Origin of the sequence: Mobiluncus sp. (genome assembly GCF_034180645.1) — a bacterium.
Taxonomy (GTDB): domain Bacteria; phylum Actinomycetota; class Actinomycetes; order Actinomycetales; family Actinomycetaceae; genus Mobiluncus.
Genome location: NZ_JAXFNY010000010.1, coordinates 50,275 through 63,068 on the forward strand (window position 1 = coordinate 50,275; position 12,794 = coordinate 63,068).

The following is a 12,794-nucleotide window of genomic DNA, read 5'->3' on the forward strand; positions in this document are numbered from 1 at the left end:
CAATTCGGATTCATTTAGGTGACCAAAGTGTCGGGTGTGATTTGGTCGCGAGCGATTTTGGTGGAACTCCAACAATCCCGATTATCGCTAGTCACACAAATAGGTTGGGAATACTATTCGCAAAATGCAGCCGGGGCCACACCAAGACGGTGACCCCGGCTGCATTTATTTGTTTATGCGGATAATTGAGCGACGTTGTCTCAGTGATAACAACGCCTCGATAATCCGTGCTCTAGTTCAAAATCCCCTGCATCTGTGCGCGAAGGGACTGACTGAGGGGAACGGAACCACCGACAAAAATCGCCTGTTTGATGGACTTCGTCGCCTGGATGTACTGGACCACGGATGGGTCAAGTTGATCCGGCCTTGAAAGTACCAACGGCAAATTGAGACTCTGGGCGAGCGGTGCAGCAACCAAAGCATCGGCCGGGTCTACGCCGCTGGCCACAATGGCTTGCCGTGGCTCAGAGATATTCCCCGCCAGCGCGGCGCTGACCTGGAATTGATTCTGAGAAGTCAGCCGAGAGGACTTCACTCCTGTCAATTCATCCAGTTTCGATTGCACCGCAGTGGACACGTCGGTCTCGTTTCCTACGATGACGACCTGCTCCACTTTATTCAGGCGTTTGATTTGCTCAGATATTTCTCGCGGAACTTCTTGGCTGGAAACCAGGAATACGGGAGCGTTGAGATTCTTAGCGAAGGACACTGCGTTTACTGCGGCAAAACTGTTTTGTCCCGGCGCAATCACGATAGCGTTTGTATCCGGAGAAAACTCATTTGCGGATTGCGCGTTCACTGCATAACGACTCGATCCTTCAATTCGCGTCACCCGTGCCGAAGGTAGCAGAGTGCGCACAGTCTGTTGCACAGCATTGCTGACCGCTCCGGTTCCGCCGACCAGGACAACTGTCTGCGGGTGCAATCGAGCGAGTTCGGTTTGAGTCACTTCGTCAAGACCGATTCCGTGGGTATAGAGAATCGGGGCTTGCCCCTGTGAGAGATTCGCCGCACTGATGGCATCGCTGGGAGATTGGGAATTCACAATGAAGGCTGTCTTAGCATTCGTAAAGAACGACTTGGACAGATTGGCTGCCACGGCTTGGCGATTTTTACCGCTGTAGCGGCCTACGGTGGTGGAGTATTTCCAAACATATACGTCACCTTGTAAAGTCGCCTGTACAGGTTGCCCGTCCAGAGTAAGACCAGGATTCTTTTCGTAAGTGGCTTTCCTGATGGTGATGTCAAAAGGTACGCCGGCCGGTACTCCCACAGGCTCCCCATAAGCGTCAACTATGGAAAGGGCTTTCGATTTGGAATCAAAACTGAGCTTCCAGACGGTATCCGTGACTCCAGCCGGAACTGTGAGACGGAATTCCCCTCCTGATAAGCCTGCTTTACGCGCCCGCTCCGATGAGGAGGTATAACCGTCTTGGAACAGCTTAGTCCGCAATTCAGTTTGTACCGATTGCATAGCCGCAAAAGCCTTGGAAGCGGCTTTGGTGTTCCACGCGGTGCGCGCTGACGCTCCCTCGTCGCTCAATTTCGTTGCAGTCAGAATCTCTTTTTGAACTGGCGAGAGTTTGGCATTGACTATGGGTTGATACTTAGAACGATTCGTCTCGACCATGTGCAAAATATCCATCGCGGTCCAGTAAACCGAATTAGAAGTGTACTCATTCGACGTATTCATTGCCGGGGAAAAACCGGCAGTCTGATCCAAATAGTACGGCACGTACGGAGAGGTGAGCGTGGATCCCAGAGCTAAATATTCTACGGCAGGGAAACTATCCGTCGCTGTAGTCGGAATTTGGAAAACATGAGCCTCCATCACATTACGGTTACCGATAGGATAGTAACCTTTCTCACCGGTGTCATTCCCCGGAAGATTTCCGAGATTGCCAAAACGGTTGCGCGTAGCGTCCATAACCATTTCTAATGAGATGCTCTTTTTTTCGGCACTTTGCAAGAAGGGGAAGGCGGTTCCATTTGGGTCAACCTGGGCACTGGGGTTCAGAGTCTTGATTCCTGAGGCAGAACGAGAGGCGTTACGCGGACCTACCTCTGAATCAGCGTAAGATTCCCGCGCCTCAATATAATTCCGAGCTTCGTCCCCGTTGAAAGTTCCGGCCGCTCTAGCGGTGCTGAACAGACCTTTCGAGAAGATGTAATTGCCGTCTTGGGAGACAACATAGTTATTGGTAGTTTCCCCTGGGGTCAAAGTGACGCCATTAATCCAGAAACTATTGGGGAAAACGGAGAACTTGTCTTTCGGGTAGCGCATGGCCAGAAATTGGTGTCCGGTGTAAATCTCCATGTACCACAGGTCGCTCTTGCTGGCTACTACCAGGGCATTGCCTTCCGCTGCCCCTTTCGTTGCCAGTTCGTCAGCAATAAATCTCACCGCGTTTTCTGGAGTGTCGCAAGTGGCCAAAACAACCGTGGGGAGGATAGCCTCTGTCAGGCCAACGCGGTTACCATCTTCCCCGTCCAAGAGTGGATCTTGGGCCAGAACAGCTTCGTTGGCGCTTGCAGAAACGGTCATATCGACCATTAGTCCTTTTTCGTTAAAACCAGCTTCATCAAAAATTCCGTATTCGGGAGTGGTGTCGTTAACTCCGTTATACCTATATGAAGGATTTGTAAATGTAAATTGATAGCCAGCATCAGTTCCGTAGGAAACGTCCTCTATAGTTTGTCCTGGCTGAAAATATCCGGCCTCGTGAATAACATATGCCTTATTATGGTTAATCTCCAGATCCTCTGTACGACCAAAGTAGAAACTTCCATCAGTAGTCAGTTCGGGTCCGACAATAATCCCGGTACAAGCAAATGCAGCCGTGGGAGTTCCGATTCCCAGTGCAAGAGCAAGTAGAGAGCTTATGGCTATGCGCTTTTTATGCATATTTATTCTCCTTTGAATAAGTGAATGCGAGTTCATACATATTAGCGTGTAATTGCAATTGATGATTGCATCCGCTATTGTACCCGGGGGCGCGCAGTTTTTTCGGGTTTCCACACTTTCAGTGACCCAATCATCTCGAGCCGGAGTCCCACCGCGGGTCGGTGGTGTGGCGGGTGGGCGCAGGCGTGGAATAATGGGAAAGGTTTTTATGGTTCAACAGGAGGCAGTAGATGACCCAACGTTTATTCGGTACTGACGGAGTTCGCGGACTTGCCAACGAAGACATCACCGCGGAACTGGCTTTGAACTTGGGAGTGGCTGCGGCTCGCCTGGTGGTGGAAGAAAGAATTATGGCCACCGGTCAGATGCCCATCGTGAGAGATTTGTTGAAGGAGCAGCGCGAATCGGCGATGACGGAATCACGCACCGGGGTTAAACGTCCTCGCCTGATCCCAGAGGAACCCGCCAAGCCGCGAGCCATTATCGGTCGTGACACACGTGTATCCGGACAATTCCTGGATCACGCCCTGGCGGCGGGACTATCCAGCGCCGGCATGGACGTGACCAGGGTCGGGGTCATTCCCACTCCCGGGGTGGCGTATCTGACAGAATCCCAAGACATCGAGTTGGGCGTGGTCATCAGCGCATCGCACAACCCTATGCAAGACAACGGCATCAAGTTCTTTGCCCGCGGCGGTTACAAACTGCCCGATGAGATGGAGGACCGGGTCCAAGCCATGCTGGGCCAGGACTGGGAACGGCCGCTCGGTTCCGGGGTTGGCGACGTGGTGGCCAACGGTAAAGCCGCCGACGACGCCTATGTCAATCACCTGGTAGACACAGTTCCGGTGTCTTTGCACGGGCTGAAAATCGTGGTGGACTGCGCCAATGGGGCGGCTTCAGAAATCGGTCCGCGGGCGCTACGGGAAGCTGGCGCTGACGTCGTGGTGATTAACGCCTCTCCCGATGGGCGCAACATCAACCTGAACTGCGGTTCGACCCACCCCAAGCAGTTGAAATCCATGGTGGTAGCCGCTGGGGCAGACTTCGGGGTGGCATTCGACGGGGACGCCGATCGCTGTCTGGCGGTGGACGGCGCCGGCAACCTGGTAGATGGCGACCAAATCATGGGGATGCTGGCCTTGGATATGCACAGGGCGGGAATATTGACTGAGGACACCCTGGTGCTGACCGTGATGAGTAATCTCGGGCTCCGTTTAGCGATGCAGCAGGCGGGAATCAAGACCCCCACCACCGCGGTAGGCGACCGCTATGTTCTGGAAGAAATGCGGGCTCACGGCTACATTCTGGGCGGGGAACAGTCCGGTCACGTCATCAATGCCCGTTACGCCACCACCGGCGACGGTATCCTCACCGCTTTGCAAGTGGCGGCGACTGTGGCCTCTCACCAAGCTCCGCTGAGCGAACTCGTGTCGCCTATCCAAAAGTTGCCCCAAACCCTGATTAATGTTCCCGGAGTGGACAAGACCCGCGTGGACGACCCGCGCTTGGCCCAGGATGTTGCGCAGGCGGAAGCGCGCCTAGGGGAGACGGGCCGGGTTCTGTTACGTTCTTCCGGCACCGAACCCCTGGTGCGGGTCATGGTAGAAGCCGCAACTCAGGAACAGGCCGATGCGGAGGCGCAAACCCTCGCCAACCGGGTGCAGGAACTATTAGCGCTGTAAAACCGCGCCGTGAAAGCGAGGAAATGTGTGTGGAATTGTCGGTGCCGTCGGGTCTCAGAGCGCCAAGGTTGCTGAGGAAACTGTCCTGGAGGGGCTGTCTCGCCTGGAATACCGCGGCTATGATTCAGCCGGAATAGCGGTGGTCGATGCGACCAGCGTGAGTCCCGAAATTAAGGTTGAAAAGGAAGTTGGGAAACTCTCCGAACTGCGCAAAGCCTTAGAAAAGCGCCCTTTGCCCAACGCTACCACCGCGATTGGGCACACCCGTTGGGCGACACATGGGGGCGTCACTCGTGACAATGCCCACCCCCACCTGTCTTATGACGGGAAACTGGCGCTGATACACAACGGCATTATCGAAAACGCGGAACCTTACCGTGCCCACCTGGAAACTCTGGGCATCAAATGCGTCAGCGAAACCGATACCGAGGTGGTCGCTCACCTGCTGGAGCGCGCCTACTTGGCCGAACCGGGCGGGAACTCCGCCGAAAGCGCCGGTGAACAGTCGATTACCCCCGGTGCTATTCCCTTGCACAGCCTGGATCCGAACCTGAGCTGCGCGGCGGCGGCGACCCGATTGGCGCAGGCGATGCTGAAGGTCGCCAGAGATTTGGAAGGCTCGTTCACCCTGTTAGTGGAGCACGCGGACGCTCCAGGCGTGATCGTGGCGGCGCGGCGGTCGTCTCCGCTGGTACTGGGGTTGTCACAAGGGACGAATTTCCTCGGTTCTGACGTGTTGGCTTTCGCGGCGCGCACGAAACAGGCACTGGAAATTGGTCAGGACGAAGTGGTGGTCGTGACCCCGGCCGGAGTGCTGGTCATGGACCAGCAGGGTTGCGAAATCCTGCACACGCAAGGTCTGGAAGTTATCGCCCAGGATCCCGCCCAGCGCAAACGGGCTTTTGAAGTCGATTTCGCGACCGAGCGCGTCACCAAAGAAGGCTTCGACACCTTTATGGAAAAGGAAATCCGGGAACAGCCCCGGGCAGTGGGGGACACCATCGCGGGACGGCTGGATGCCGCCGAGGCACTGACCTTGGACGAACTGCGGATTGAAGCCGAAGTGTTCCGTTCCATCACTTCGGTGATAATTGTGGCCTGCGGTACGGCCTCCTATGCCGGGCAGGTGGCCCGCTACGCTATCGAACACTGGTGTCGGATTCCGTGTGAGGTCGAACTGGCACACGAGTTTCGTTACCGGGACCCGGTGGTGAGCCGGCGCACCCTGGTGGTGGCGATTTCTCAGTCCGGGGAAACCATGGACACGATTATGGCCATCCGTCACGCCCGCGAACAAGGGGCACGGGTTCTGGCCATCGTGAACACGCCCGGCTCCACGATTTCTCGCGAGGCCGACGCGGTACTGTTGACCCACGCCGGACCGGAAATCGCGGTGGCCTCCACCAAGGCGTTTACGGCCCAGATTGCGGCGTGTTACCTGCTAGGTTTGTACCTGGCTCAGGTCCGCGGCAACAAATATGCCGACGAAATCGCGGATTACCTGGAAAAACTTGGTCAAATGCCGGCGCGGATGCAAACTGTCTTGGACCGTTATGCCGGCTCTACTGACTTAGGCGCTAGCCTTGACGACATCAATTCGGTCATCTTCCTGGGGCGTCACGTCGGTTTCCCGGTGGCGCTGGAAGGGGCGCTGAAACTGAAAGAAATCGCCTATCTGCACGCCGAAGGCTTCGCGGCTGGGGAACTGAAACACGGCCCTATCGCCCTGGTAGAGTCCGGGCAGCCGGTTGTTATTATTGTCCCCACTCCGCGTCGACCCGAGTTGCATCGCAAAGTTGTGTCCAATATCGAAGAAGTCCGGGCGCGCGGGGCCGTGACTCTGGTGGTGGCCGAAGACGGGGACGATTCCGTGAACGAGTTTGCGGATGTGGTGTGGCGAGTGCCTCCCACGCCCACCTTGATGCGTCCCCTAGTGGACGTGATTCCGTTGCAGCTGTTGGCTTTGCGGATGGCGGGACACCTGGGATACGACGTGGACCAGCCGCGTAACCTGGCCAAGTCGGTCACGGTGGAATAGAGCCTCGCGGGCAATATGCTGACCCCGGCGCTTCCTGACGCGGTTTCCGCCCCGGCTCTGCTGCTCACAGCGGGTGGGGATGGCGGTTGGGTGCCGATTTCGCAAACCATCACGGAATGGATTCACAGCTTTGCCGGTTCCCCTTTGGCCCTGCTGGTTTTAGCGGGTCTGTGCTTCACGGATGCTTTTTTCCCGCCGGTGCCCGCCGAGTCAATCGTCATCGGCTTAACTTCGTGGTATTTCGCCTCTCCCGGCCACGTGGTTGCGCTACCCGGCATTTTTCTGTGTGCCGTCATCGGAGCGACCTTGGGTGATTCCTTCGCCTTCTTCCTGGGGACACGTATTCACGTGCAGCGCATCAAATCGTGGCGGAACGGCAAGGGCGAACAGGCTTTCGAACGAACCGCGAAACTTTTGCACAAGCGTGGTACGTCCTTCATCTTTGCGGCGCGTTTTGTGCCCGGCGGGCGAGTGGCGGTCAATATGTGCGCCGGAGCGACCGGTTTTCCTCACAGCCGCTTCATGCGCACCGACCTGGCTGCCGTAATCTGTTGGGTGTCCTACGGAATGTCTATCGGTTTTGCTTCTGGGAGTATCCTGGGGCCAATTAATCCGCTCTTAGCGACCCTGGTAGGAATGGTCGGGGGAGTAATCCTCAGTCTCTTGCTGGACCGGTTGGTCGCTCGGTTACAGCGGCGGTTTCAGCCGGGACGCCCCGATTCATCAGAAGAATCGACCGGTAGCGAATCGGAGGAGTGAACGGAACGTCCTGGTGAGGCCGGTGAAGTGGGACGGAGACTAAATCTTTCGCAAGTGCAGGCGGTGCACGCGATGGTCAGGGTCTTTCTCGAGGATGAGGGTGGCACGAGAACGGGTCGGAGCCACGTTTTCTTGGAGGTTCCTAAGGTTGACTTCACGCCAAATTTGGCGGGCATGAGATTCTGCCTGTTCATCGGTCCAGGCGGCAATCTCACGGAAGAAAGAGTCGGGTTGTTTGAAAGCGGTCGTTCGTAACTGACGGAAACGCGACAGATACCACTGCTCGATGTCCGCGGGACGGGCATGCAAATAGATGGAGAAATCAAAGAAATCCGACACTGCCAAGGAATTTTTGCCCCCGCTGGCAATCGAAGGCGGGGCTAACACGTTCAGCCCCTCCAAGATGAGGACGTCCGGGGCGCAAACCATCTGGGACTTACCGGGCACAATATCGTAGGTAACGTGCGAATATACCGGGGCCGCTACCTCAGGAGCCCCAGATTTTACCGCTGCCAGAAAACGCAACAGTCCACGACGGTCATACGACTCAGGAAAACCCTTACGGTTCATGATGCCGCGCGCCACCAGCTCAGCATTGGGGTACAGAAATCCGTCCGTTGTGACCAAATCAACCCGCGGAGTGCCTGGCCAACGGCTCATCAACTCGCGCAACAGCCGAGCCAGAGAGGACTTTCCCACAGCTACCGAACCGGCCACCCCAATCACAAAGGGAGTGTGCTGAACCGCGGATTCACCTAAGAAATCAGCGCGCCGGGAGCGAATCTTGGTCGTTCCAGCGGCATAAATCTGAAGCAGGGCGGTCAAAGGACGATAAATCGCGTCTACTTCAGCCAAGTCGATAGGGTCGCCCAAAGCGCGCAAACGCTCCACGTCAGCCTGGGTCAGCGGCAGAGGAGTCTGATCCGACAGAGCCGACCACTGTTCCCGGGTGAACATGGCAAAAGGCGAGGCGGTCTCCTCGAGACCTGGGGAAACCTGATGCGGACGGGCGGCCATAATCTCTCGCATTGCCGAACCGTACTGACTATCACGCAGTTTCTCTTGCGTGCCGTGAGGATCCGTCAGGAATTCCTCCATCAGCTCGGTGGTGGGAGCGCCGAAAGTGTCCCTCATGACTTTTTGACCACCGACCCCAAGCACAAACTGCCATCCTTGTCGCGGAAAAAAAACGCGGAAGGTTCTTCTAACTGCGAGTGTGCCGCTCGGATATACATGGGGTAGGTGTTTTTTACTGCGTAGAGGTGAATGGACTCGGAGCGTAAATCCTGCAAAGTCTTGAAAGTGTCGTCGTCCAGGCGTCCCTCTTCGTTATAGCGCAGTTTCCGGGCTGCCTCTGGAGTGTATTTCGTGATGCCTGGCGGAGGGCTCCATTTCTCGCACAAGGTCGGGTAGTTTTCTTCCGAGTCGGCACCATTGAATGGATAGCTGGAACGAGCCATAATGCGTGCCAGCAGGTAAGACACGTCCTCCGGGGTGACCGAATCCATTTTGCCGCCATAAATCGCCGCTGGGCAGGAATACCGGGCACCTAACTGGCTCCAGCTGGCTCGCACCTCCACGCTGGAGTCTGTCCAAGACACGCCCTCATCGGTAGCTTTCGGGGTTTGCGACAAGGCGTGCAACAGAGCCTTTTGGGCGGGCGGGGTCGTGTAACGGTCGGTAAACACTTCCGGGGTAATCAGCCAGCAACTGCGCTGCATAGCGCCGAAATTTCCGCTCTGTAAATCCTTAAAGAAAGCCTGCATTCCGGTGAACTGTACCGGGTCGCCAGACTCGATGGTGTCTTTCTTAAGGTTCGCCGCAGTAGAACGGTTGGGTGTCGGGGTCTGTTTCAGAGTGTGGCTCGGGGTGGGTCGGACAGATACCTCGGAAACATTGCTGAACGATTTGGGATACTTGAGGTCTTGAACACCCTCGAGATTGAGCGCTGCCGAGTGGAAATCGGGAGTTTCTGAATTCTGCGCGGTGGTGTCCGTCTGCGAGGGTGAATCGGGGTTTTCTGCGGGTTCTGACTCTGCCTGACCCATTCTCAAAGTGGAGTTGGTGCGGAAATCAGGGCCGGTGACTTCCACGAGAAGCGCGGATGAAAACTTTTCGGCAGATTGAGAGCGACTCGTCTCAGAGGGATCCTGATTAGGCATAGCGGCAATTTGTGGCGCGACGATAAATAGCGTCACCAGCACCAGGGCAATCCCCGCACCGGCCAGGAGAAACATCCCTGCGACGAGGCGCTTTGGGGTGGAAAGAAGCCACAGCTGGAGGCTGTCCTTTTTTGACATGGCTACCTTTCATGAACACAGTGACCCTGCTTTAGAGGCATCGGGATTTCCTGGCTTTAAGATTACCTAGTTTTCCTGCCGGTTGAAAACCGCAAGCGCAATCTAAGTCTCTGACTCAGTGCCGATTTTCGTCTAGGCTGAAATCGTGATTTGGGGATATGCGCCGGATTTGATTGCACAAACGGAAAAACCTCTGGTCGCGCAGGCTGACCGAGAGCAAGGCGCGGACGCGCTGATGCGACGAGCCGCCTACGCGCTGGCTCATCACACGCACCGAGCCTTGTCCGGAGCTGGGGCAGACATTACTGTGTCATCGGTTCCCCGGGGACGCCGGCGTATTTTGGTTTTGGTCGGAGCGGGTAACAACGGAGGCGATGGCCTGTACGGGGCGGCGTATCTGCGGCGGCGCGGCTATTCGGTCGCGGTCCTGCCGACCTCGAAACATATTCACGAGCGCGGCGCGAGAGCCGCCCGGCAAGCCGGGGTGGAGTTTTGGCCCAGTGTGTTGCCCGAGACAGTTGGGGAGGCTCTGCACGCGCTAAAGGCGTGGAAACCGGTTGCCATTATTGATGCGATTATCGGTATTGGAGCCCGTCCCCCCTTGCGAGAACCCGCGTTATCCCTGGTCCGGGGCATCAGCGAGTGGCTCGGCCAGTGGTCGGAGGGGTCAGTGCCCCTGGTGGTGGCCTGCGATCATCCCTCGGGCCTGGATTTGTACCGCGGTGCTGATTTGGGTCCGAATCAGGAACTGCTGCCAGCTGACCTGACTGTGACGATGGGGGCGGCGAAAACTGGAATGTTGGTCGGTCCCGGTGCGCTCACGATAGGCCGTCTGCAGGTTCAAGATATCGGACTTCCCCTCCAGGAGATGCAGCCCGGCGCGGGGCTGATTGAACGCGCTGACGTATGCGAACTGTGGCCCTGGCCGGATTTCGCGGATCACAAATATTCCCGCGGAGTCTTGGGCATAATGGCGGGGTCTGCGCGCTATCCCGGTGCCGGAATTTTGGCTACCAGTGCCGCCTTGAATGCGGGGGAGTCTTTTGTGCGTTACCTCGGTGAACCCTCGGTGCAGCCGGTAGTGTTGCAGGCTTGCCCGGAAGTTGTATTGGGAGAAGGCCGGTGCCAAGCCCGCATTATTGGTCCCGGTTTTGTGGCCGGCTCGCCGCGGCATCGCGAACAAATGCTAGACGCTTGGCGTCGCCGTGACCCCGGCGAATTGGTGATTCTCGATGCTGGCGCATTGGGACTCATCGGAACAGACATACAATCCGATGCGAACTGCCTACTCACTCCCCACGCCGGGGAAGCAGCCGCACTAGCCGCGCGAATCGGTCGGGAAACCACCCGAGAAACCATCGAGGCCAACCCTTATGACTGGGCCTCACGGCTTGCTGCGGATACGCACGCCACCGTCCTTTTGAAAGGACCCACCACCACTATTGCCAATCCGGAAGGTCAGGTTTATTCCCTGACTCACGGCACCCGAGACTTGGCGACGGCGGGTTCCGGGGACGTGCTGGCGGGAATTCTGGGATATGTTTTCGCCGCGGCGAATGCCCGTACCGAAACCACTGGAGAATCTTTGGATTTGGGGAAACTGGCAGCTGTCGCGGCTTGGCTGCACGCCGAAGCGGGCCGTTTAGCCGCGCCCACCCCTCGTGCCACCGCCATTATCCAGGCGATTCCCCGGGCTTTGGCGGGGCTATAAACTATCCCGGTCCCCCTAAACGTGACAAACTAGGAAGTGCGAAAACAATTTTGTAAAGGAAGATTATGACCAACGTGGATGTTCCCCAATGGCCGGTACGTGCTGTGGTGAATCTCAGTGCATATCAGGAAAATCTCGCCCAGATGCGTCGTTTTGCCCCGAACTGTCAACAAATGGCAATCGTGAAAGCTAATGCTTACGGACACGGTATCGAGCGCATGGCGCTGGCAGCACTCGGTGCCGGTGCGGAATGGTTGGGCGTCGCCAAAGCCAGCGAGGCTTTCCAGCTGCGCAAATACCTAGATAAGCAAGGCATCGCGCGTGACCATCTGGTCGACACGCCCACTTCGGCCATGATGCGTTCGCGTCTGTATCAGACCGCCGCGATGGGTCTGCCCACCGCGGCGCGACCCCGTATCCTGACCTGGCTGTATGCCCCGCAAACGGATTTGCAACAGGTCGTGAAAGCGGAAATCGACATTTCTGTCTCTACCTTGGATCAGCTGGATCAGGTTTCGCGCGCCTGTGACGCGGTCGGGCTGCGCTGCCGGGTACATCTGAAAGTCGATACCGGACTGTGCCGAGCCGGAGCCACTGATCAAGATTTTCCGGTGCTGTGCAAGCTGGCACGGGCTCGGGAACGTGCCGGACTCATTGAAGTCAGTGCTATCTGGTCCCATTTGGCGCGTGCGGACGAAGACACGGCCGCTGCGGAGGCTTTCACCAAGTCGCAGCTGAGTACCTTTGAGCGGTCTTGGGAGGTTGCTCAAGAGGCGGGGTTGCGCCCGAGATTGCGCCACATCGCCGCTACCGGGGGAATCATTTGGTATCCCGAGAGCCACTATGACCTGGTCAGGGTGGGAATTTCGGGATACGGGCTGAGTCCGAATCCCGAAATCGCGTCGTCGTGGCAGCTGGGGGTGCATCCGGTGATGCGACTAGAAACGAACGTGGTCCAGGTTAAAAAGGTTGAGAAAGGCGCTGCGGTTTCTTACGGCGGGGAATGGGTGGCGCCGGGACCGCGCTGGTTGGGGCTGCTGCCGATTGGATACGCCGATGGCTTGCATCGCTTGGCAAAGAATCGCGGTGAAACCTGGATTAAAGGCCGGCGCGCCCCGATTGTGGGGCGGATTCCGATGGATCAAATTGTGGTTGACCTGGGTTCGGCTGTGGACGATTCCGGGGATCCCGTTGCGTGCCCGGTCGAGCCGGGAGAACTGGCGATTATTTTTGGCGATGCCAAGGACCGCTTGTTCGGGGGCATTCCGGGAGTTCCTCCGCTGCCGACCGCCGACGACTGGGCGGAATGGACCGATACCATCAACTATGAAGTTATTACCGGCATTTCCCCCAACGTGCCGCGGGTTTATGTTGAGGACCAGCCAGACCGCTGAGC

General features: G+C 57.2%; 8 protein-coding genes. 5 read left to right on the top strand and 3 right to left on the bottom strand.

The window, feature by feature from the left end:
* Positions 1–232 precede the first annotated feature (232 nt).
* Entirely contained in the window at positions 233–2,941 is a 2,709-nt protein-coding gene (locus tag SPI05_RS04225; protein WP_321076425.1) for a C69 family dipeptidase, read from the bottom strand.
* A gap of 194 nt (positions 2,942–3,135) precedes the next feature.
* Here SPI05_RS04225 and glmM point away from each other — a divergent pair, with 194 nt between their 5' ends.
* Genes glmM through SPI05_RS04240 form a run of 3 tightly spaced genes read left to right on the top strand, consistent with a single transcriptional unit; the run spans position 3,136 to position 7,387 of the window.
* A complete protein-coding gene (glmM, locus tag SPI05_RS04230; protein ID WP_321076427.1) occupies positions 3,136–4,590 on the top strand; it encodes a phosphoglucosamine mutase in 1,455 nt (484 codons plus the stop codon).
* Between the two features lie 25 nt (positions 4,591–4,615).
* Positions 4,616–6,628: a glutamine--fructose-6-phosphate transaminase (isomerizing) gene (glmS, locus tag SPI05_RS04235; RefSeq protein ID WP_321076428.1), complete on the top strand. Its 2,013-nt coding sequence runs from the start codon at positions 4,616–4,618 to the stop codon at positions 6,626–6,628.
* Positions 6,629–6,643: 15 nt separating this feature from the next.
* Positions 6,644–7,387, top strand: coding sequence for a DedA family protein (locus SPI05_RS04240; RefSeq protein WP_321076430.1), 744 nt, complete (start codon positions 6,644–6,646; stop codon positions 7,385–7,387).
* A 39-nt stretch (positions 7,388–7,426) separates the two neighbouring features.
* On the opposite strand, the gene coaA is transcribed toward SPI05_RS04240, so the two are convergent.
* Both coaA and SPI05_RS04250 read right to left on the bottom strand, forming a co-directional pair.
* Complete coding sequence (coaA, locus tag SPI05_RS04245; protein WP_321076538.1) at positions 7,427–8,521, bottom strand: type I pantothenate kinase; 1,095 nt, start codon at positions 8,519–8,521, stop codon at positions 7,427–7,429.
* Positions 8,518–9,687, bottom strand: coding sequence for a hypothetical protein (locus SPI05_RS04250; RefSeq protein ID WP_321076432.1), 1,170 nt, complete (start codon positions 9,685–9,687; stop codon positions 8,518–8,520). Before SPI05_RS04250 ends, coaA begins: the two co-directional genes overlap by 4 nt.
* A gap of 145 nt (positions 9,688–9,832) precedes the next feature.
* Between SPI05_RS04250 and SPI05_RS04255 the strand changes: the two genes are divergently transcribed.
* On the top strand, positions 9,833–11,398 hold the full coding sequence (locus tag SPI05_RS04255) for a bifunctional ADP-dependent NAD(P)H-hydrate dehydratase/NAD(P)H-hydrate epimerase (RefSeq protein WP_321076434.1): 1,566 nt from the start codon (positions 9,833–9,835) through the stop codon (positions 11,396–11,398).
* Between the two features lie 65 nt (positions 11,399–11,463).
* On the top strand, positions 11,464–12,792 hold the full coding sequence (alr, locus tag SPI05_RS04260; protein WP_321076436.1) for an alanine racemase: 1,329 nt from the start codon (positions 11,464–11,466) through the stop codon (positions 12,790–12,792).
* The last annotated feature ends 2 nt before the right edge of the window (positions 12,793–12,794 follow it).